This window comes from Kitasatospora sp. NPDC051914, assembly GCF_040680995.1.
Classification (GTDB): Bacteria; Actinomycetota; Actinomycetes; order Streptomycetales; family Streptomycetaceae; genus Kitasatospora.
The window spans coordinates 69,076-90,391 of the sequence record NZ_JBFAXX010000036.1; the positions used below are offsets into that span (position 1 = coordinate 69,076).

The 21,316-nt window shown below is 72.1% G+C and carries 17 protein-coding genes, 1 tRNA gene and 1 pseudogene; 5 read left to right on the forward strand and 14 right to left on the reverse strand.

Going from position 1 to position 21,316, the window contains the following annotated elements; genetic code table 11:
* Positions 1–10 precede the first annotated feature (10 nt).
* The 12 genes from shc to AB0M03_RS23670 form a co-directional block, all read right to left on the reverse strand.
* Positions 11–1,924 carry a squalene--hopene cyclase gene (shc, locus tag AB0M03_RS23615; RefSeq protein WP_363493969.1) on the reverse strand — a complete coding sequence of 638 codons (1,914 nt, stop codon included), beginning with the start codon at positions 1,922–1,924 and terminating at the stop codon, positions 11–13.
* Positions 1,925–2,116: 192 nt separating this feature from the next.
* On the reverse strand, positions 2,117–3,118 hold the full coding sequence (locus tag AB0M03_RS23620) for a polyprenyl synthetase family protein (RefSeq protein ID WP_363493971.1): 1,002 nt from the start codon (positions 3,116–3,118) through the stop codon (positions 2,117–2,119).
* Positions 3,119–3,279: 161 nt separating this feature from the next.
* On the reverse strand, positions 3,280–4,680 hold the full coding sequence (gene hpnE, locus AB0M03_RS23625) for a hydroxysqualene dehydroxylase HpnE (protein WP_363493937.1): 1,401 nt from the start codon (positions 4,678–4,680) through the stop codon (positions 3,280–3,282).
* 103 nt (positions 4,681–4,783) lie between these two features.
* Entirely contained in the window at positions 4,784–5,641 is an 858-nt protein-coding gene (gene hpnD, locus AB0M03_RS23630; protein WP_363493973.1) for a presqualene diphosphate synthase HpnD, read from the reverse strand.
* Positions 5,642–5,682: 41 nt separating this feature from the next.
* Entirely contained in the window at positions 5,683–6,606 is a 924-nt protein-coding gene (gene hpnC, locus AB0M03_RS23635) for a squalene synthase HpnC (protein WP_363493974.1), read from the reverse strand.
* A 133-nt stretch (positions 6,607–6,739) separates the two neighbouring features.
* Positions 6,740–7,555 (reverse strand): ABC transporter ATP-binding protein, encoded by an 816-nt coding sequence (locus AB0M03_RS23640; RefSeq protein ID WP_363493940.1) that lies wholly within the window; start codon positions 7,553–7,555, stop codon positions 6,740–6,742.
* Positions 7,548–8,465, reverse strand: a complete 918-nt coding sequence (locus AB0M03_RS23645) for an ABC transporter permease (protein ID WP_363493942.1) — start codon at positions 8,463–8,465, stop codon at positions 7,548–7,550. Before AB0M03_RS23645 ends, AB0M03_RS23640 begins: the two co-directional genes overlap by 8 nt.
* A gap of 60 nt (positions 8,466–8,525) precedes the next feature.
* Positions 8,526–9,398, reverse strand: a complete 873-nt coding sequence (locus tag AB0M03_RS23650; RefSeq protein ID WP_363493976.1) for a glycosyltransferase — start codon at positions 9,396–9,398, stop codon at positions 8,526–8,528.
* An 8-nt stretch (positions 9,399–9,406) separates the two neighbouring features.
* On the reverse strand, positions 9,407–10,144 hold the full coding sequence (locus AB0M03_RS23655; RefSeq protein WP_363493978.1) for a CDP-alcohol phosphatidyltransferase family protein: 738 nt from the start codon (positions 10,142–10,144) through the stop codon (positions 9,407–9,409).
* Positions 10,145–10,223: 79 nt separating this feature from the next.
* Entirely contained in the window at positions 10,224–11,282 is a 1,059-nt protein-coding gene (locus AB0M03_RS23660; protein ID WP_363493944.1) for an iron-containing alcohol dehydrogenase family protein, read from the reverse strand.
* Positions 11,270–12,025 (reverse strand): phosphocholine cytidylyltransferase family protein, encoded by a 756-nt coding sequence (locus tag AB0M03_RS23665; RefSeq protein ID WP_363493946.1) that lies wholly within the window; start codon positions 12,023–12,025, stop codon positions 11,270–11,272. The genes AB0M03_RS23660 and AB0M03_RS23665 overlap by 13 nt, the downstream gene beginning before the upstream one ends.
* Positions 12,022–13,824 carry a DUF5941 domain-containing protein gene (locus AB0M03_RS23670; RefSeq protein WP_363493980.1) on the reverse strand — a complete coding sequence of 601 codons (1,803 nt, stop codon included), beginning with the start codon at positions 13,822–13,824 and terminating at the stop codon, positions 12,022–12,024. The genes AB0M03_RS23665 and AB0M03_RS23670 overlap by 4 nt, the downstream gene beginning before the upstream one ends.
* 734 nt (positions 13,825–14,558) lie before the next feature.
* Here AB0M03_RS23670 and idi point away from each other — a divergent pair.
* A complete protein-coding gene (idi, locus tag AB0M03_RS23675) occupies positions 14,559–15,185 on the forward strand; it encodes an isopentenyl-diphosphate Delta-isomerase (RefSeq protein ID WP_363493948.1) in 627 nt (208 codons plus the stop codon).
* Between the two features lie 88 nt (positions 15,186–15,273).
* On the opposite strand, the gene AB0M03_RS23680 is transcribed toward idi, so the two are convergent.
* Positions 15,274–15,810 (reverse strand): ATP-binding protein, encoded by a 537-nt coding sequence (locus AB0M03_RS23680; protein WP_363493981.1) that lies wholly within the window; start codon positions 15,808–15,810, stop codon positions 15,274–15,276.
* Positions 15,811–16,401: 591 nt separating this feature from the next.
* Here AB0M03_RS23680 and AB0M03_RS23685 point away from each other — a divergent pair.
* Positions 16,402–16,486: transfer RNA gene (locus AB0M03_RS23685), tRNA-Leu, on the forward strand.
* 328 nt (positions 16,487–16,814) lie between these two features.
* Here the strand turns inward: AB0M03_RS23685 and AB0M03_RS23690 are convergent.
* Positions 16,815–18,497 carry a hypothetical protein gene (locus AB0M03_RS23690; protein ID WP_363493950.1) on the reverse strand — a complete coding sequence of 561 codons (1,683 nt, stop codon included), beginning with the start codon at positions 18,495–18,497 and terminating at the stop codon, positions 16,815–16,817.
* Between the two features lie 90 nt (positions 18,498–18,587).
* Here AB0M03_RS23690 and AB0M03_RS23695 point away from each other — a divergent pair, with 90 nt between their 5' ends.
* The 3 genes and pseudogenes from AB0M03_RS23695 to AB0M03_RS23705 form a co-directional block, all read left to right on the forward strand.
* Positions 18,588–19,055 (forward strand): hypothetical protein, encoded by a 468-nt coding sequence (locus tag AB0M03_RS23695; RefSeq protein ID WP_363493952.1) that lies wholly within the window; start codon positions 18,588–18,590, stop codon positions 19,053–19,055.
* On the forward strand, positions 19,052–19,402 hold the full coding sequence (locus AB0M03_RS23700) for a hypothetical protein (protein ID WP_363493954.1): 351 nt from the start codon (positions 19,052–19,054) through the stop codon (positions 19,400–19,402). Before AB0M03_RS23695 ends, AB0M03_RS23700 begins: the two co-directional genes overlap by 4 nt.
* A gap of 464 nt (positions 19,403–19,866) precedes the next feature.
* Positions 19,867–21,316: pseudogene (locus AB0M03_RS23705) on the forward strand (hypothetical protein); the annotation flags it as partial.

Genomic DNA, 21,316 nt, shown 5'->3' on the forward strand with positions numbered 1-21,316 from the left:
AGACGTTTTCTCACCGCTCGCCACCCCCTGCCCCGAGGGGGCGCCCCGACACGTACCGGCCGAGGGCCGTCACCGGGAACACCAGGCGGTACAGGTGGTAGTTGATCGAGAAGTCCCAGGGGAAGCCGGTGCCGGTGAACTGCGGTTCGTCCCAGGTGCCGTCGGCCCGCTGGGTGCGGACCAGCCAGGCGACGCCGCGTTCGACGGCCTCGGTGCCGCTACCCGGCCCGCCCGGGGCCTCGCCCGCGGCGAGCAGGGACATCAGCGCCCAGGCGGTCTGCGAGGCGGTGGACTCGCCGCGCCCGGCCCAGGTGCCCGGGTCGTCGTACGAGCGCATGTCCTCGCCCCATCCGCCGTCCGGGTTCTGCCGGCTCTCCAGCCAGCGGACGGCCCGGCGGATCGCCGGGTGGTCGGGGCGGATGCCGGCGGAGACCAGGGCGGGCAGCACCGAGCCGGTGCCGTAGATGTAGTTGGTGCCCCAGCGGCCGAACCAGGAGCCGTCCTCCTCCTGGTGGTCGAGCAGCCAGGCGGTGCCGCGCAGGGCGCGCGGGTCGGCGGCCTTGCCGACCTCGGCGAGCATCTCCACCACATGGGCGGTGACGTCGGCCGAGGGCGGGTCGATGACCTCGCCGAAGTCGCAGAACGGCAGCTTGTTGGGGAGGTGGCTGGTGTTGTCCACGTCGAAGGCGCCCCAGGCGCCGTCGCGGGACTGCATGCCGAGGCACCACTCGACGCCGCGCCGCACCGCGCCCTTGAGCCGGGCGGGCTCCGGGTGGGCGACCCGGCGCAGCGCGAGGACGACCTCGGCGGTGTCGTCGATGTCGGGGTAGGTGTCGTTGTGGAACTCGAAGGCCCAGCCGCCGGGTGCGAGCCGGGGCCGTTTGACCGACCAGTCGCCGCGGGTGGTGATCTCCTCGCCGAGCATCCAGTCGGCGGCCCGCAGCACGGCCGGGTCGTCGGCGGGCAGCCCGGCGTCCCGCAGCGCGATGGTGGCGAGGCAGGTGTCCCAGACCGGGGACTGACAGGCCTCCATCCAGCGTCTGCCGTCCTCGGTGTGGACGGTGAAGCCGTCGAAGGCGGCGAGGCCGGCCTTCATCACCGGGTGGTCGAGCCGGTAGCCGAGCAGGTTGAGGGCGATCAGCGAGTAGACGGCGGGCGGCTGGATGCCGCCCCAGCAGCCGTCGGCCTCCTGCCGGTCGACGATCCAGCGGCCGGCGCGGGCGAGCGCGATCCGCCGCAGCGGGCGCACCGCGTAGCGGTGGTAGTGGTGCATCAGCCGGTCGAGGCGCTGGAAGAGGCCCTCCCAGCTGGTTGCCGGGGCCATCGGCCGAACGGGGTACGGGTCGGCGGGGTCGGCGTGCAGCTCGGTGAGGGCGAAGGGTGCGGGGTGCACCGGGCGGTGCGCCGAGACCACGGTGAGCGGGACGATCGTCTGCCGGGCCCACTGGCCGAAGGCGTAGATGTTGAGCGGGGCCCAGGTGGGCAGGAAGAGGATCTCCGGGGGGAGTTCGGGGAGGCGCTGCCAGGGCCACCAGCCGAACAGGGCGAGCCAGATCCGGGTGAAGACGCGGGTGGCCGCGATGCCGCCGGCCTCCCGGACGTACCGGGCGGCGGCCTGCATGTGGGGGGCGCCGGGGTCGTCCCCGGCGAGTTTCAGGGCGACGTACGCCTCGACGGTGGTGGACAGTTCGGGCGGCCCGCCGTGGAAGGTCGCCCAGGTGCCGTCCGCTCGCTGCTGCGAGCGGATCCAGGCTGCCGTGGCCCGGGTCTGCTCCTCGGTGCGGATGCCCAGGAACTCGCGCAGTAAAAGGTCCTCGGCGTCCATGGTGACGTTGGTCTCCAGGTCGCCCTTCCACCAGCCGTCCGGGTTCTGCAGTGACAGCAGATGGGCGGTGGCCCGGGCCAGCGCGGCCTCGACGGGCACATCGTCCGATCGTCCTACCGGGGCCGGACCGCCGACCGGCCGCCCGTCCTCGGGCGGCGGGTCGAGGCAGTCCGGCACCGGCACCTGACGGTCGGCCACCAGGTCGGGAACCGGGGGGCGGTCGCCCACCGCGACCGGCTCGGAATCGTACTCAGGGTCGAGCCGGCCGCCCGCGGTTGCTGTCAATTCACGTCACCTCTCTCGTACCACCACGAATTCGGCGAGTGCGACGAAGTGCTCCCGCACCTCGTCGGTCATCGGCACCTCGTCCAGTGCGGCGAGGGCGGTCTGGTGCTGGCGGCGGGCCTCCTCCTGGGTCCAGGCGCGGCCGCCCGCCTCCTCGATCAGTGCGGCCCGGGCGGCGAGCACCTGCTCGCTCTCCTCGCCGCGGCCCTGCGGGTCCGCCAGCTGGTCGGCCAGCTTGCGGGAGGCGGCGCCGCCCTCGGCGAGCGCGGCGCACACCGGCAGCGACTTCTTGCGCTGGCGCAGGTCGCCCCAGTGCGGCTTGCCGGTCACCTCGGTCGCGCCCCAGATGCCGAGCAGGTCGTCCACCGCCTGGAAGGCCAGGCCCAGGTGGTGACCGTAGCGCTGCAGCGCGTCGGAGACCCGGTCGTCGGCGCCCGCGAGCACGGCGCCGATCGCGGCGGAGGCGGCCAGCAGGGCGCCGGTCTTGCCGCCCTCCATCTCCAGGCACTCCTCCACCGTCACCGCGTCGCGCTGCTCGAAGGCGACGTCCATGGCCTGACCGTCGATGAGCTTGCGGGTGGCGGTGGTGATCAGGCGGACGGCGCGTGCAGCGTCCGCGGCGGTCGCCCCGCCCGTCACCGCCGCGTCGAGCAGCACCTCGGTGCCCAGCGTGGCCAGCGCGTCGCCGACCAGGATGGCCTGGGCCGGACCGAAGACCGTCCACGCGGTGGCCCGGTGCCGCCGGGTCTCGTCACCGTCCATCAGGTCATCATGGAGCAGCGAAAAGTTGTGTACCAGTTCGACGGAGACGCCCCCGGGGACGCCCGCCTCGGCCGGTGCACCGGCCGCCTCGGCCGACAGCAGCGCCAGCGCGGGCCGCACCGCCTTGCCGCCGTCCCCCGCGGCGGGCTTGCCGTCCCGGTCGATCCAGCCGAAGTGGTAGGCGCCGACGGTGTCCATGGGTGCGGCCAAACGGGCGACGGCGGCACGCAGTGACGGGGTGCACATGGTCCGGCCGCGTGCCAGCAGGTCGAGCACCGACGGGGTGTCCTTCACCGAACCGGCGCCCTGGGTGCGAGCCTCCACGTACGTTCCCTCTCCGTGCGAATGCCCGGCTGCTGTGGGCGCCAGGCGTCGTGCGATGTCAGTGGTGGTGGGGCGGGGCGGCGTCATCGCGGCCACCGCCCGTCGCCGCGGTCGGCGGGCAGGCGCCGGCCGGAGCGGGCGAGTGCGGCGTCCGCCGCGGCATGGCCGCTGCGCACCGCACTCTCCATGGTCGCGGGCCAGCCGGTGGCCGTCCACGAACCGGCCAGCAGGAGGCCGGGGATGCCGGTGACCGCCGAGGGCCGCAGCCGGGCGGTGCCGGGGGCCGGGTCGAAGGTCGCGGTGCGCTCGCGGGTGACGAAGAAGTCCAGCACCTCCGCCTCCCGGGCACCGGGCACCAGGCGCTCCAGCTCCGGCAGGTAGCGCTCGCGCAGGGCGGCGACCGGCAGGTCGATCTCCGCCTGCACCGCGGACTGCGACAGCGCCAGGTACTGGGCGCCGGGAACGCCGAGGCCCGAATGGGCCGTTCGGTCGAACACCCACTGGACGGGCGAGCCGAGCGCCGCGAAGAACGGCCGGCGCAGCAGGGTGCGGTCGTACACCACGTGGACGTTGAGGATCGGCGCGTGGCCGAGCTCGCCGAGCCGGTGCTGGTCGGGGAGCGCACCCGCGGGCAGCAGGGCGGCGGCCGACTCCTGGGCGCCGGCCAGCACCACGGTGTCGGCGGCGAGCAGCTCGCCGTCCTCCAGCCGGACGCCGTGCCGGTCGGCGGGCTTGATCTCCGCCGCCCGGGTGCGCAGCCGCACCTGGACGCCGAGCCGCTCCAGCTCGGCCGCGGCCGCGTCGTGGTGGATGCGGCCGAGCGGCACGTTGGCCATGCCCATGTCGGAGGCGCCCGGGTCGGAGAGCAGACCGGTCTTGAAGACCATCGCGGCCAGCGCCAGCGAGGTCTGCTCGGCGGTGGCGTTGAGCGTGGCGACGCCGACCAGGTCCCACAGGGCGGCGACGGTCGCCGGGGTCTGGCCGTTGCGGCGCAGCCAGGTGCCGAAGGAGATCCCGTCCAGCGCCGGGTCGGCGAGGTCGAGCGCCTTCAGGGCGAGGGCGGCGCGCACCACGCGCAGCCGGTCGGCCGGGCCGAGGTGCGGGTACCCGGCCAGGCTGGCGGCGAGGTGCAGCGGCACGGGCAGACCGGCGCGGCGCAGCCGGCCGAAGGTGCGGCGGCCGTCGGGGGCGACGCCGAGCACCGGGACGTCCAGACGCGGCTGGAGATCCACCAGTCGGCCCGCGCCCAGACGGTCCAGCAGGCCGCGGTAGGCGGTGCAGCAGCGGAGGAAGACGTGCTGGCCGTTGTCGACGACCAGGTCGCCGCGGCGGAAGGAGAAGGCGAGGCCGCCGAGCCGGGGCCTGGTCTCCAGCAGGGTGACCCGGTGGTCGGCCTCGGCGAGGCGGAGGGCGGCCGTGATGCCGGCCAGGCCGCCGCCGACCACGACGGCGGTGGGCCGCTCGGCCGTCGTCCGTGCGGTCATCGGTGCCACCCCCTGCCCTGGTCTCGCCGTTGCTTCGTGGACAACATCACCGCGTTTGCCCGTGATTCCCTGTTGACACAGCGTGACATAACTGGCGGAAGTTTCAAGAACGCCCTCCGGCGAGCCCGGACAGCGCCACGTACGCCTTCTCCCAGCCCGGCAGGGACACCCGGCCGCGCAGCACCGACTCCGGTTCGGCGGCGATCCGGCCCAGCAGGCGGTGGTAGATGCCGGCCATCGCGGCGGTGCAGGCGCGGCTGCGGCGGTCCAGCATCGGCAGCAGCCGCAGGCCCTCCTCGAAGGCCTGCTGGGCGCGCTGCGCCTCGAAGGCGATCAGCCCGGTGAAGTCGGCGCCGACCGGCGGCTCGGGCAGGGCGAAGCCCTCCTGGCAGCCGAACCGGACGAGGTCCTCGGTGGGCAGGTAGGTGCGGCCGTTGGCGGCGTCCTCGCGCAGGTCGCGCAGGATGTTGGTGAGCTGGAGGGCGAGGCCGAGGGTGTCGGCGTAGCGCTCGCCGAGCTCCGGGTCCTCGCAGCCGTACACGCCGAGCGACAGCCGGCCGATGGCGCCGGCGACGCAGCGGCAGTAGACCTTGAGGTCCTCGTAGGTCTGGTACTCGACGCCCTTGAGGTCCATCTCCACGCCGTCGATCAGCTCGTCGAAGCCGCCGAGCGGGATCGGGAAGCGCCGGGCGGCGTCCGCGAGGGCGACCTTGATCGGGTCGGTGTCGTCCTCCCCGACGGCGCCGGCCCGGATCTCGTCCAGCAGCTCGCGGGTGCGGCGCAGCTGCTCGGCCTTGCGCTCCGCGGGGAGGTCTCCGTCGCCGATGTCGTCCACCCGGCGGGCCAGGGCGTAGAGCGCGGACATGGCCAGTCGCTTGGGCTCCGGGAGCAGCCGGATGCCGTAGCTGAAGTTGCGGGCCTGCAGTGCGGTGACTGCCTCGCAGTACCGGTAGGCCGCCATGACCGGCGCCGACGCCAGTGGTGATGCCGCCACTCGGGCGTTCACCTTCCCTTCGCGAAGAGTGCCGCCGCCCGCAGTGCGAGGCGGCGCTTGTCCGGCTTGGGCTGCTGGGCGAGGACGTCGTACCCGGCGTCCTCGACGGCCGCCAGGGCCGCGTACCCGCCCGCGGTGAATCCCGCGAGCAGCAGCCGTAGCCTTCCGTGAACCGTACCCACCAGCGGGGCGCCGCGGTCGAGCAGGGTGCGGGCGCGCTCGGCCTCGAAGGCGATCAGCTCGCGGACCCGGGGGCCCGCGGTGGGCTCGGCGAGGTCGGCCTCGGTGACGCCGAAGCGCTCCCGGGAGTCGGCGGGCAGGTAGATCCGGCCGCGGCCGAGGTCCTCGGCGACGTCCTGGATGTGCTCGACGATCTGCAGGCCGCTGCAGATCGCGTCGGACAGGGCGATCCGTTCGGGGGTGGCGACGCCGGCGATGGCGAGCACCAGCCGGCCGACCGGGTCGGCGGAGAGGGTGCAGTAGCCGAGCAGGTCGCGGTAGGTGGCGTAGCGGGTGGTGGTCTGGTCGACGCGGTTGGCCTCGATCAGCCGGCGGAACGGTTCGGGGGTGACCGGGTGGCGGTCGGCGAGCGGGACGAGCGCCTTCATCAGCGGGTGGCGGGGCGGCTCGCCGCCACGGCCGAGGGTGGCTTCGAAGGCGCGGTCGAGGTCGCGCTCCAGGCCGTCGAGCAGGCCGAGCCGGAAGGCGGTGGGGTCGGCGACGACCGGGACGTCCAGCAGGGCGGCGACCTGCTCGGGGTCGGCGAGGTCGCCGTCGCCGGCGTCGTCGACCAGGCGGGCGAAGCCGTAGACCGCCATCAGGTCGGTGCGCCAGGCGGCGGGAAGGAAGGAGGGTGCGACCGGGAAGTTCTCCAGGTCCGCCTTCTGCAACGTGGCGCCGTCTGTCTGATTGTCTGATTTGGCCGAAGCCACCACTGCCGTCACTCCCCCGTTCTACACCGCTCCCGGCCGGCGTTCCCCTTCGGACACGCGTACCGGGCACTCGTCCGGTCAACACGGAGGCCGGTGCGGGGACACCCCCCGCACCGGCCCCGACCCGCGGCGATCAGCCGTGGTTCTGCTTCTCGTACGCCCGCACGACCTCGTCGGTGAGGCCGTCCATGACGAGCTCGCCCTTCTCGATCCAGATGGTGCGCTCGCAGGTATCGCGGATCGCGTTGTTGTTGTGGCTCACCAGGAAGACCGTGCCGGCCTCCTTGCGGAGCTCGCGGATGCGCGCCTCGGACCGCTTCTGGAACTTCTGGTCGCCGGTGGCCAGCGCCTCGTCGATCAGCAGCACGTCGTGGGTCTTCGCCGCCGCGATGGAGAACCGCAGGCGGGCCGCCATGCCGGAGGAGTACGTGCGCATCGGCAGGGTGATGAAGTCGCCCTTCTCGTTGATGCCCGAGAAGTCGACGATGTCCTGGTAGCGGGCCTTCACCTCGGCGGGCGACATGCCCATCGCCAGGCAGCCCAGCACGACGTTCCGGTCACCGGTCAGGTCGTTCATCAGCGCGGCGTTCACGCCGAGCAGCGACGGCTGGCCGTTGGTGTAGATGCCGCCGCGCTCGGTCGGCAGCAGGCCGGCGATCGCGGCCAGCATGGTCGACTTGCCGGAGCCGTTGGAGCCGATGAGGCCGATCGCCTCGCCCTTGTACGCGGTGAAGCTGATGCCGCGCACGGCGTGCACCTCGCGGATGGCGGGCGAGCGCTTGCGCGAGATGATCCGGCTCAGCGCCGAGGTGGCGCTGCCCTTGCCCGAGCCCGCGCCGTGGACCTTGTACACGATGTGCACGTCGTCCACGACGACGGTGGGCACGCGAGCCTGGTCGGCGTCCACGGGGGCCGCCTCCTTGACGTTGGTCGTTGCGGTGTCAGCCACGGCCGTACTGCTCCTCCGCCTTCCAGAAGTACACGAACCCGAACAGGCCCGCGATGAGAGCCCACGCGGTGGCAACCATCCACACGTGCGGCGGCAGACCCTCACGGTTGAAGTGGCTCGGGTCGAACGCGAACCGGATCAGGTCCATGTAGACCGAGGCCGGGTTGACGTCCGCGATCAGCTGGATCCACTTCGGCCAGGTCTGGATGTTGCCCTCGATGCTGTAGAAGACGCCCGAGAGGTACATCCAGGTGCGCAGGATGAACGGCATCAGCTGCGCCATGTCGCTGGTCTTGGCGCCGATGCGGGCCATGACCAGCGCGACGCCGGTGTTGAAGATGCAGAGCAGCACCAGCGTCGGCAGGATCAGCAGCCAGCTCAGGCTCGGCATGATGCCGGTCGCCAGCACGATGCCGACCAGGACGACCATCGAGATCAGCAGCTGCTGCAGCTGGATGATGGTGAAGGCGATCGGCAGGCAGGCGCGGGGGAAGTGCAGCGCCCGGATCAGGCCCAGGTTGTCGGAGATGGAGCGGGTACCGCTCTGCACCGCACTCTGGATGAACTGGAAGATGAAGACACCGATGCAGAGCCAGGGCACGTAGTTCGGAATCGACTTGTTGCCCAGGATCAGACCGAAGACCAGGAAGTAGACCACGCAGTTGAGCAGCGGGGTCACGACCTGCCAGACCTGTCCCAGCTTCGCCGTGCTGTACTGCGCGACCAGTCTCGCGGTCGCGAAGGACACGATGAAATGGCGCCGGGCCCAGAGCTGCTTGACGTACTGGGGCAGACCGGGCCGCCGGCCGCTCACCGTGAGGCCGTACTTGGCCACGAGCTGCTGGGGGGTCAGGCCCGCGTCGGCACCCCTCGGGGCCGAGAGGCTGAGCGGGTCACTCAATGTCGACACATTCGTCCTTGATCACGGAAGGTAGTTCGACCGACAGGGGGGCACTGCCGGCTGCAGCGATCAGATGATTGGCGGTCGGCCCAAGCGGGTCAATCGCCATACAGTACGCCATCGCATCGGCCGTCGCGGACCGCAGGCCTCGCGCCAACCTGCCCGGAAACCGCCCAGCCAGGCCTTCAGCGCGTCGCCGGACGGGCGGCGGGCCAGCGTGAGCAGGAACCAGGTTCCCAGGTAGAGAGGCACCAACAGGGCCGGAAGGTTCCGTCGCGCCAGCCACACGCGGTTGCGGGCCACGTTGTGGAAGTACGAGGCGTGCCGGGCCGGCGAAGTGGTGGGGTGGTGCAGCACCACGTCGGCGCGGTAGTCGATGGACCAGCCGGCGTCCTGTGCGCGCCAGGCGAGGTCGGTCTCCTCGTGCGCGTAGAAGAACTCGGCGGGCAGCTGGCCGGCCTGCGGGAAGACCGCCGTCCGCACGGCGCTGGCGCCGCCCAGGAAGGTGGTCACCCGGGAGGAGCGCAGCGGGTCGCTGGCGCGCAGCCGCGGCACGTGCCGGCGCTGGGTCACACCGGTGTCCGGGTCGGCGATCCGGAAGGAGACGATGCCGAGCGCCGGGTCCTCGGCGAAGGCCCGGCGCAGCAGCTCCGCGGAGTCGCGGCCCGGCAGCAGGCCGTCGTCGTCGAGGAAGAGCACCACGTCGACGTCGCGGCCGTCCGGCCCGAAGAGCTCGATGCCGACGTTGCGGCCGCCGGGGATGCCGAGGTTCTCCGGCGTCTCGGCGGTGCGGACGTCGTCCGGCAGCGGGGGCAGCGGGGCGCCGTTGCCGACCACGGCCAGCTCGACCGGGGGGCCGTCCTGGGCGCGGACGGAGTCGATCAGGGCGTTGAGCTCCGCGGGGCGGTTGCCCTGGGTGATGATGACGGCGCCCAGCCGCAGGGCGTCGCTCATCGCAGCCTGCTCGACAGGACGATGCTCAACAGGTGCAGGACGGTCTGCAGCATGGCGATCGCGGCCAGGACCACCACGGCGAGCCGCGTGTAGAAGAGGCCGTCGGCCACCTGGTCGGCGATGCCCGCCGCGAGGATGAACAGCGAGGCCTCGACGGCGCCGATCAGGCGGTGGAACTTGAGCACCGAGGCGGCCCGGCGGGCCTTGGCGACACCGGAGGAGCGCGGCACGGAGGCGCTGTCCTCGACGGCGGTCATGCCGCTGCGGGCGCGGGCCACGTCGACCAGGTCCGTCTCGGACTTGATCAGGATGGCGCCGAGCGCGGCCAGCGTGCCGAGGAAGGCCCACTGCCAGGCGGAGGCGGTGCCGTCCTGGTGGAAGAGGTCGGCGGCGCGCAGGCCGAGGCCGGTGAGCAGCGCGGCCTCGGACATGTAGTGGCCGACGCGGTCCAGGTAGACGCCGGTGAGCGAGGTCTGCCGGCGCCAGCGGGCGACCTCGCCGTCCACGCAGTCGAGCAGCAGGTAGACCTGGATCAGCAGGGCGGCGAGGACGGCGCCGGTGATGCCGGGGATCACCAGGGCGGCGCCGGCCAGGATGCCGGTGAACATCATCAGGTAGGTCAGCCCGTTGGGCGTGATCACCGTGACGGTGCTCAGCACGCGGGTGATCCGCAGCGAGATCTTCCGCATGTAGAGCCGGCCGGCCCAGTGCTCGGCGCTGCGGCGCTGGAGCATCCCCTCCGGGTGGATGACGGCCCGCAGCTCCTCGATGGAGGGGCGACGGGTCAGGTCGACCGGGGCGACCGGGGGGATGTCAGTGGACTGCTTGGACATAGTCGGCGTACGCGTCCCTGATGTCGGATGGGGAGAGGTCGAGGTGTTCCAGGATGGTGAAGCGGCCCGGGCGGGTGTTCGGGGCGTAGTGCACCGCGTCGGTGAACTCCGCCTCGGTGAAGCCGATCGCGTCGGCGGTCACCGGCAGTCCGTGGCGCGCCAGGCGCTCCACGATCAGACCGGTCAGCTCGTGCTCGCCCCGCAGGAAGCTCGCGAAGGCGGCGCCGAGGCCGACCTGCTCGCCGTGCTGGGCGGACCGCTTGGGGTACAGCACGTCCAGGGCGTGCGAGATCTCGTGGCAGGCGCCCGAGGAGGGCCGGGTGCTGCCCGCGATGTTCATCGCGATGCCGGACAGTACCAGGGCTTCCGCGAGGGCCAGCAGGAGGTCCTCGTCCTCCAGGGCGCCGGGGTGGCGGAGCAGGTTCTCGCCGGCCGAGCGGGCCATGGCGACGGCCAGGCCGTCGACCGGCTCGCCGGTGACCCGCTGCGACAGCTCCCAGTCGGCGCAGGCGGAGATGTTGGAGATGACGTCGCCTATGCCGGCCGCGACGAAGCGCTGCGGCGCCTTGCGGATGACGTCGAGGTCGACCACGATCCCGATCGGACTGGGCACGCCGTAGGAGCCGCGCCCGGCGTCGTTGTCGAGGGTCGAGACCGGCGAGCAGATGCCGTCGTGGGCGAGGTTGGTGGCGACCGCCACGATGGGCAGGCCGACCCGTGCGGCGGCGTACTTCGCCGCGTCGATGATCTTGCCGCCGCCGAGGCCGACCAGTGCGTCGAAGTGTCCGCTGCGCATCTCGTCGGCCAGGCGCACGGCGGCGTCCAGCGTGCCGTCGGCGACCTGGAACCAGACGGCGCCCGGGAGCAGCGGTTCGAGCCGCTCCCGGAGCACCGCGCCGGAGCCGTTGCTGATCGCCACCGCTATCCGCCCGGAGGCGGACAGCCGCTGGTCGGCGAGGATGCCGCCGAGCGCGTCGAGGGCGCCCGCGCGGATCTCCACGAAGACCGGCGAGGGCAGCAGCCGGGTCAGTACTGGCACGCGATCTCCCGCGCACGGGCCAGGTCGTCGTGGTTGTCGACCTCGACCCAGGAGACCTCGCCGATCGGCTGCACGTCGATGCGCAGGCCGCGGTTCACCATCTCCTGGTAGCCGTCCTCGTAGTAGAGCTGCGGGTCGCGCTCGAAGGTGGCCTGCAGGGCGTCGGCGAGGGCGTTCTTCGCCGACGGGTTGATGATCGTGACGCCGATGTACTCGCCGGTGGCCTCGGCCGGGTCCATCAGCTTGGTGATGCGGCGCATGCCGAGGGCGGGGTCGACGACGACCTTCATCTCCTCGTCGGCGAGCTTCTTCACGGTGTCCAGGGCGAGCAGGATGCCGGGGGCGTTGCCCTCCTTGGCCATCCGGTCGTTGCCGTCGAGCATGGTGCGCTGGACGGACGCCGGGTGCACGGTGTCGCCGTTGGCGAGCAGCAGGCCCTCGCCGAACAGCTCGCGGGCGCACCACAGGGAGTAGGCGTTGTTCCACTCCTCGGCCTTGTCGTTCTCGACCAGGGTGAGCTTGACGCCGTACTTCTGCTCCAGCGCGTTCTTGCGGTCGTACACGGCCTCCTTGCGGTACCCGACCACGACGGCGGCCTCGCGGAGCCCGACCTCGGCGAAGTTGCCGAGGGTGAGGTCCAGGACGGTCCGGTCCCCGTCGACCGGCACCAGCGCCTTGGGCAGGGTGTCGGTGTACGGGCGGAGCCGGCGGCCTGCGCCGGCGGCCAGGACGAGGCCGATCATGCGGTGTCTCCTGATTCGTCGTGTTCTGCCGTGGCGTCGCCGAACACCCAGAAGTGGATGGACTCGGCGACGACGACCAGGGCCAGGACGGCGGCCAGGGCCACCAGGCCGCCCTGCAGGGCGGCCGCTCCGGGCCCCTCGTGGCCGACGGCCCCGCTGGGGGCGCCGCCGTACACGAGTGCGGCGAAGAGGGTGACGAGCAGGGCCCGTCCCTCCTGGCCGCCGGTCGCGCGAACCAGCCAGCGGGCCGGCGCGCCGGTGCCGCCGCGGAGGCGGTACACCGTGTCGTAGTGATGGTAGGCGACGGCCGCAACCAGCCCGAACGCGGCCGGGAGCGAGGCGGTGTCCAGGCGCAGGGCCAGGGCGAGGACGGTCAGGTACTCGCCGGCGCGGAAGAACGCGGGGGCCAGCCAGTCCAGGGGGCCGGTCAGCTTCCGGGCCAGCACGAGCGAGCTCAGCAGCACGTACCCGGCGGCGGCGCCGACCGAGGCCCAGGTACCGCCGAGCAGGTACACGGCGGCGGGCAGGCCGGCCGAGGCGACCGCCGCGAGCAGCGGGACGGCGAGGCCGGGCAGCCGGCGGGCGACCGGGCGCAGCACCGGGGCGAGCAGCTCGGCGAGCGGTCCGCCGTCCGCCAGGACCGCGACCTCACGGGCGGCCTGGTCGGTGCGCGGGCGGCGCCGGTTGACCGAGCGCAGCACCCGGCCGGCGGTGGTGTAGCAGCAGGCCAGGGCGCAGCCGACGAGCAGCACGGTGAGCGTGGTGCGGGGGGTGGTGAACGCGGTGAGCAGGGCTATCAGGGCCCAGCGCTCGCCGATCGGCAGCACGATGATGCGGCGGGCCCAGACCGTCCAGCCGACCCGGTCGAGCCGGTTGGAGAGCTGCGCGGTGGGGCTGGAGTTCGTCCCCTGCACCTTGCTGCCGGCGGTGGCGGGGTTGCGGGCGGTCTCCTGGTCGGCGGCCATGAAGGCGAAGTCGACGCTGTGCCGGAAGGTCATCAGCACCATCGCGGCGAGCGCGAGCGCCCACACGTGGTCGCCGGTGCGGGCCGCCGCGATCGCCAGGCCCGCGTAGAAGGAGTACTCCTTGGCGCGGTCGAAGGTGGCGTCCAGCCAGGCGCCGACCGTGGAGTACTGCAGGGAGTAGCGGGCGAGCTGTCCGTCGGTGCAGTCCAGCACGAAGGAGAAGATCAGCAGCAGGCCGGCGGCGACGAAGCCCGGCCGGGTCGCGGTGGCGGCGCTGGCGGCCGCGGCGAGCGCGGTGACCAGCGAGGCCGTGGTGACCTGGTTGGGGGTGAGGCCGCGGCGGGCGCACCAGCGTGCGATGTAGCGCGAGTACGGGCTGACGCAGAAGGTGGTGAAGAAGCCGTCGCGGGCCTTCACCGCACGGCGCAGCCGGACGGCCTCCTCGTCCACCTGCGCGACGGCGGCGCGAGCCGCGGCCAGCTCGTCGGCGTCGGCGGGGACGGTGGCGACCAGGGTGCCGAGCTCGGGGCGCTGGACGGCGATGCCGCCGCGCTGGACGGCGCCGGCCAGGGCGTCGGGCAGGCTCGGCTCGGCGCCGGTGAGGCCCCGGGCGGCGGAGATCAGCGCCTCGCGGGCGGCCGCGCCGTTCACGGCGACGGCGCCGGGGACGGCGCCGGCCGGGTAGCGCGGGTCGGTGAGGGCCAGGCGCAGCGCGTGCCGGTGGCCGACGAAGCCGGCGTCTATGACGGCGATCCGCTCGGCGGGGTCGGCGGCGGCCAGCAGATCGGCGAGCTCGGCGGCGTCCCTGGCGTGCAGGACGCGGCCGAAGCCGATCGCGGCGAGGTCTGCGGCGAGCGCGCCGGGGGCGGTGGCACCGGTCGGGGTGCCGGATCCCGGGCGGGCGGCCGCGGGACGGTCGGCGGGGCGGGCGGCGGTGCGGTCGGCCTGGGCGGGGATCGGCACCGCGGTCACGGTGGCGGTTGCGCCCGTCCCGAGTCCGCCGGCCGGGCCGGTGCCGATCGGAAGCGAGTCGCCGGCTCCCCGGGCGGCCGACGGCTCGGAGCCGGTCACGATCACAGTGGACAGCGGGACTCACTCCCTGGCGGTACGTACGGTCGACGGTGTGCACGCTGCGGCGACAGCGTCGATCGGTGGGACGGGGGGTGGGGGGTACGCCGCCCTTCGGGCCCGGCGCACCGGTTGAGGCTACCGGACGGCCCGTTTACCCCCGAAACGGGCGTCCTCTGCCGTATGGGACACCATGGGTCGGGCGCTCGGCGGGCATGCGGCAGCTCGAATCCGCCGCCGGCGGCCGTCGCGGGCCGCCGCACCGTGCAGATCATCATTCCGGACGGCGCGCCTCGCATTCAAGCCGCGGACCGGCGGATATCGGGCGCATGTCCGACTCTCGAACGGACACAAAGTGAAGGGCCCGCAACGGATTCGGTCAGGGCCCGAACACATCACCCGGCCATTCGCCCCTTCCCCGGGCACACGTGCGTCGCGACCGCGGGACTCTGCAGCATGGGGCAGACTTGGGCCCCGACGCCACATGCGAAGGGGACCACATGTCCGACATCTCGTCGACCGGCCGGACGCACATCCTCCAGGGGATCGACACAGGTGCGACCGGCACTGCCGGGACGGGGGCCGGTGCGACCGAGATCCTGCTGGAGCTCGTCGACGACGACGGGTTCACCATCGGCACCGCCGAGAAGCTCTCCGCCCACCAGCAGCCGGGCCGGCTGCACCGGGCGTTCTCGGTGTTCCTGTTCGACCAGAAGGGGCGCCTCCTCCTCCAGCGCCGCGCCCTCGGCAAGTACCACTCCCCCGGCGTCTGGTCCAACACCTGCTGCGGCCACCCGTACCCCGGCGAGCAGCCCTTCGTGGCCGCCGCCCGCCGTACGGCCGAGGAGCTCGGGATCGCGCCCGCACTGCTCTGCGAGGCCGGCACCGTCCGCTACGACCTGCCCGACGAGGCCTCCGGGCTGATCGAGCGCGAGTGGAACCACCTCTTCGTCGGCCTGGTCACCGCCGACCTCGTCCCCGACCCGGACGAGATCGCCGACACCCGCTTCGTCACCGCGGAGGAGCTGAAGGAGCTGGAGAACGAGAAGCCGTTCTCCGCCTGGTTCCGCACGGTCTTCGAGGCGGCGCTGCCCGGCATCCGGGAGATCACCGGACGCGGCTGGTAGCGCGCTCCTGCTTCCGCGGTTCTCGCTGGCTCTCCGCGTTCTCCGCGTTCTCCGCGTTCGTCGCGGGCCTCGCGCTTGTCGCGGGCCTTCACCGCTCCCAGGGATGGCTGTCCGGCTCCGCCGTGCGCGGGGCCGGCAGCGGGAGCGACGCCCAGATCACCTTGCCGCCGCCCTCGGTGCGCTCCACGTCGCAGGTGCCGCCGGCCTGCAGGGTGACGCTCTTGACCAGCAGCAGGCCCCGGCCGCCGAGATTGCCCAGGTCGCTCTCCAGGGCCTTCGGCCGGTACGGGTGCAGGTCCTCCACCGCGATCCGGACCCAGCCCTCGCCGATCGCCAGCTCGGTGGTGAGGCGGGGCGAGACCACGGCTGCGTGGTTCACCGCATTGCTGACCAGCTCCGAGACGATCAGCAGCAGGTCGTCGATCAGCTCCTGGTAGCGCTCGCCGCCCATGCCCTGGGCGAGGAGGCGGTCGCGCACCGCATGGCGGGTCTGCGGAACGGCGGCCTCCTGCGCCTCCGCGCCGAACCGCCACACGCCGGGTTCCGGGCCTGCGCCCGGCTGTCTCGCCCCGGACGGGTCCCCGGTGCCGGCGTCCGTCGACGTGCGTTCGGCCGCCCCGCTCATCTGTTCCACGTCAAGCCACCCTTTGCATCGTGACGGGAGGCTCGGCCGCAGACCCGCGCGGGTGGCGCCGGCCGGCGGCTTCTCGGGAATCGGGCGTTCCGCTCAAGGCTCCCTTGGTCCACAGAGGCTAGGAGAGCACCCGTCGGCCGCTGGTCAAGGGACTGGAAACTGACGGCGGGTGACCTGTTCAGACCACATGCGAACGTGATCGGACCACATCGGCCCGGTCACGATTCGTTGTACCAGCGGAACGGTCACGCTGTCGGAGGTTTCCCCAGATCAGCACGCCCCTCGGGCCGACTCTCCACGACCACCGCGCCCACCACGGCCCCTGCGGGGCGCTGCGTGCGCCCCGCGCGCTCCACAGCCCCCGCACGCTCCGTCGCCGCCGGCGCACGGGGGAGCACTCCCTTCCTCCGCGAGGCCTGCTGCCGCCCGATTTGACCCTTTTTGCACTTCTTGACGATGAATCGTTCCTCCTGGCCGGCGCCCGGCGGAAGAAACGCAGGTGAGAAGCAGTCCCGCGGCCTGGTAATGTTCTCTCTGTCGCCAGGGGGCGAAGGAAACGGAAACCCTGAGGCAACACACCCCGTCCGGGTGGCGGAATGGCAGACGCGCTAGCTTGAGGTGCTAGTGCCCTTTATCGGGCGTGGGGGTTCAAGTCCCCCCTCGGACACAAACCCAACGAACCGCCGGTCAACTTCCTGACCGGCGGTTTTTGGCTATATGAGCGCCCGCTCGGCCCTGGCCAGTAGCAACAGCCGCGAGTCCTGCCACACGGCCAGGCCTCTGACCTCGGCGTTTGTAGTACCCCCTTCGGTGGGGTTCATCCCGCCCATGCCGACCTGAACCTGCCGCCAACGGCGCCAACACCGAGATGTCAGCGCCCTCGGGCGCTCCAGGCCCTGAGCGCCTTATTGACAGTGACCAGTTCGAGCCGGCGCCTTCAGCCAACCAGCCACCACTGTTCGGCTTCGGCTACCGGCTCGGCTGGTCGCGAACCACTACAGGCCGTGTTGGTCGAGGATCTTCAGGAGGTTGCGCTTGCGCTTCTGGTCGGCGCGCAGGGCCACAACGTAGTCGGCGAAGTCCGGCTCCGTGCCCAGTACACGATGGCAGGCCCGGGCGTTCAGCAGCAGTCTCGCGATCTCCTGATAGTTGCTGTCCCCTGTGATCTGCTTGAGCGGCTCGATGGCTCGCAGGTACACCCCCAGCGCGTCGGCCGGGCGGGATTCCCGGATTCGGTCTGCCAGCGTCAGCCACTGCCGGGTGCCGGCGCAGCCGGGGGCGGCCTCCCACGCGGCGTCCAGGTCTCCATCGTCGATCAGGGCGTCGATCAGCACCGGACCGCCGTTGCCGTACCAGCCGCCGCCCGAGCGCCTGTCGGCGTGCAGCAGTTGCAGCGCGGCGGCGCGGTCGCCATCCCAGACACCCTCTGCGCGGGCTGCCTCCCGCAGCTTCCGGTAGGCGTCCAGCGAACGTGAGGCCCGGAACCGTTCGCGGCGTACCGCCGTCGCTTCGGCCAAGTGTCCTGCCGAGGCATAGCGGCTGGTGAGGTAGTCCAGGAGCCGGTCGTCGACATGCGGCTGCCCGGCGGTGTCCCGGTGGCCTCGCTCGGCCCACTGCAGGGCCTCGTTCGCGCGGCCTGCCGCGTCGAGTTCCTGCGCGATCAGCAGGTGGGTCCAGCCCGAGGGGGCCAGGTCGGCTGCGCGCATGGCGATCAGCGCGTCGAGGTCGCCCTCGGCCTTGATCAGGTGCTCCATCAGGTGCTTCTCGGACCAGCCGGACGGATTGCGCTGCCACGCGCTCTGCGCGAGCTGTCGGACCCGCGCGAGCCCTGTCTCTCCGAGGATTTCACGGTAGTCGTCCAGCTCGATCTCCGGCAGATGGCTCTGATCGCCCAGCAGGTGCTGTACCAGCCAGTCGGCGGTCTCCATGGGATCGGGCTGGGCTGCCAGGCATGCCTGAAGGTGTGCCTCGCCGAGATCGTCGGCGACGCCGCCGACGGCCCCGTCGGAGTCGTCCATGTCGTCGTACGCCCGCCCGAGCAGGCGGATCGCCTCCCGGGCGAGCATGGCCGCCTGCGCTGCCTGGCCGTTCTCGGTCAGGGCGCTGATCGCGGCCACCGCTTCTCCGGCCTGGTCCGCGTAGGCCTGGACATCGGCGTACTCGATGTAGCCGTACCGGCTGAAGTGGCCCGTGGCCAGCAGGTCTGCGATCCGCTCCCGCATCCGGGCCGGATCGGCCGAGGCCGTCGCGGCGCGCAGCTCCAGACGGCGGCGCAGGTCCCGGTCCCCGTCGAGCAGTTCACGCACCAGGGCCTGCAGATCCTCCCGGGAACGCGACTGAAGCCAGGACTCCAGACTCTCCGCTCGGGCCTCGGAGGCGGCACGCAGCCGGGGCAGATCCCCCCACCGCTCCAGTACGACCAGGCCGACGGCGACGCAGTGCTTGCAGAAGTTGCCGTCCAGACCGTACGGGCAGTCGCACTCGCCCGAAAGCCCCTGCCGGCCCTTCACCTCCAGGACGACCTCATAGGCGTCGCTGCCGTAGACGGTGGCCGTGAACCGGCCGGCCGACACCTCGAGTCCTTCGACCGCATCCTGGTAGCCCAGGCCGCGCTCGAAGGATCGCGGCCCGGCCAGCGCCCGCAGGTCGGCCTTGGTGAATGCGGTGCTGCTTGTCACGGGGCTCATTCAAGCGGACCGAGGTCTCCGGCGTCCTCGGTTGCCCGGTTTCACAGGAACAATCTGAAGTAGTTCAGATACACTCGCCCCATGGCTGTCCAGACTTTTCCCTACAGCGCCTTCCTGCGCGGCCCCTCCCAGGTGCTGCCCTCCCTCGACGACGCCGACGTGATATTGGAACGCCGCGACGAGGAGAACCTCGTCCTGATGCGAGCCGAGCGCTTCGAGGCAACGGCGTCGGGCATGCGCATTGCGGCGCGCTCCCTTGCGATCCTGGCCCGCCGCAAGCTGGACCTGGCTGAGGAGGTGCTCGCCGAGGAGCTTCCCTGGCTGCACTGGCTCCCCGAGAGCGAGCGCGCCACCTGTGTACGGGAGCTGCTCGCCGACCTGGTCGCCGGGGCCGACACCGGTCTCCTGCTGCCGTTCGCCCGCAACCTCGCCTCTTGGCGCGCCACCGCCGAGGTGTGGTCCGATCCCCAACTGGCCCGCGAACTGCAGGGCCCCTTCCCCGGTGACGGGCCCGAGCTGGACCGCCCACGGCCGGAGGACGCCGAGTGACCGGCCGCGGGGAGGACCTTCCACGGCCGAATCCGTGGAGCGTACGCGCCGCCGACCGCCAGGCGTATGCCGGTTGGCAGCAGCTGCTGAAGCAGGTCCCGGAGAACCTCGATCGCGCCTGGGTCGCCATCACGAGCGAACCACGCCATATCGACCAGCGGCAGCACCCTCTCAAGGGCGCGCTCGGCACCGTCAAGGTCGCCGGCGCGTCACTGGAGCAGTGGCAGTACGAGGTGACCGCTGGCGGCCGCATCTGGTACGCCGTCGACGACGAGCAACGTACCTTGTGGATCACTCGAGCCGGCAGCGGCCACCCCAAGCAGACGGAGACGCGCGGCCACCGCTGACCGCTCCGATGCGGGGAATATGCCCGTCCCGGACGCGCACCCGATCGACCGTGCGGCAGCACGCGGGCCCCTCTCTGCTCGGCGGATGCGGCCAATGAGCGCCCACGTCGCTGAAGGAACGGTCCTGAATTGCCTGCACGCCGAGTGTTCTCGGATCGTGGAGCGGTGGATGAGTGGTCCGGGTGGCACGACCCCGCCGAGTTGCACATCAAACTCGATATCGCGCTCCAGGAGATCGCGGAACTGCGTGCGGAGAACGAGAGGCTTCGTGAGCGGCTCGGCATGGCGCCCCCCGCCGCCGCGTGCGACGAGGTAGAGCCACTCACGGACACCGAAGCGTCCGCGCTCCAGGCAGCACCGGGCGATCCTGGCCTGCCGTATACGGACACCACCTCCAGCCCGCAGGCCAAGGTCGCCCTGTTCCGTGCCCTGTTCGCCGGCCGTACGGACGTGTATGCGACCCGGTGGGTCAGCTCGAAGAGCGGCCGGACCGGCTGGAGCCCGGCCGAGGAGAACCCTGGGAGAGGAACAAGCCGGACTCCGAGCGCGTCTTCTTCCCGCTCACCGACCAGGTCGTCTTCCGGCACCTCAGCCGCCCCGAGTCAGGGCAGCGCCAACTCCACGTCGGCCTGTACCCGATGCTCCCGGACGACACGACCCGGCTGCTCGCATGCGACTTCGACGACAAGGACTGGCGCGGCGACGCCGCCGCGTACATCGCGGCCTGCAAGGAGGTGGGAGTTCCGGCGCTCGCGGAGATCTCCCGCTCCGGAAGCGGCGCGCACGTGTGGATCTTCTTCACCGCGCCAGTGCCCGCCACGCTCGCCCGCGCGCTGGGCACCGCCCTGCTGCGGCGCGCGATCGACACTCGCAAGGGTATGTCGCTGGCCAGCTACGACCGGTTCTCCCCCGCGCAGGACTTTCTGCCGATCCACTCCAAGGGCGGCGCCCGGTTCGGCAACCTGATCGCCCTGCCCCTGCATGGCGCCTCCCGCGGAGCCGGTACCACCGTCTTCTGCGATCCCGCCACGTGGCACCCCTACCCCGACCAGTTCGCGCACCTCTCGCGCGCCGAACGCCTGACGCCCCACCAGGTCCAGGCGCTGGTCGACAAGCTCGGCCCGGTGCAGGCCGGCCCATCTCCGACCACTCCGGTGCTGCCGCCTCGGCCACGCCGCACCGCGCTCGGCAAGGCCCCGAAAACGGTGAACGCCGAGGCCGGGGCCATGCTCCGCATCACCACCACCGGACTCCCACCACAACTGGTCGCAGCCCTCAAACACGCCGCGTCCCTCCACAACCCGGAGTTCTACCGCCGCCAGAACCAGCGGTGCTCCACCTTCAACACCCCGCGCATGATCTGCTGCTTCGACGCCACCGACCCCGAGTGGCTCGCCCTTCCCCGAGGACTGCGCGACGAGGCCGCGATCCGCAAGGTCGACGCTGAACGGTGGATCGGGCTGTCCGCCACGCCCTACCGCGCCGACCAGATGGACCCGCTGATCACCATGCAGTGCGGACCGATCCGCCACGAGATCGAAGACCAGAGCACCTTCGCCAAGCACCTCATCGTGCACCGAACCACCTTCTCGACCGGCGAGCCCGGGACCGACGGAGCCTCCATCCAGGCGATCTACGGCAAACTCGCAGCCGACGGGACCCGCAACCAGCTCATCGCCGCCGACATAGCCACCGCGTACCGCCGAGGAAGGTGCAGCCTGGCGCTCACCAACCGGATCGAGCACGTCAACCAACTCGCCGCTGCCCTCAAGGAGCACGGCATCGAAGCGATGCTCCTGCACGGCGGGCTGCCGACCAGCGAACGCGATCTGGGTGTTGTACTTCTGCCACTGGCCGGGGAGTTGCTCCCCCGGCCGGCGCTCGAAACGGTCCGCCCTGACTCTGAACGCGATT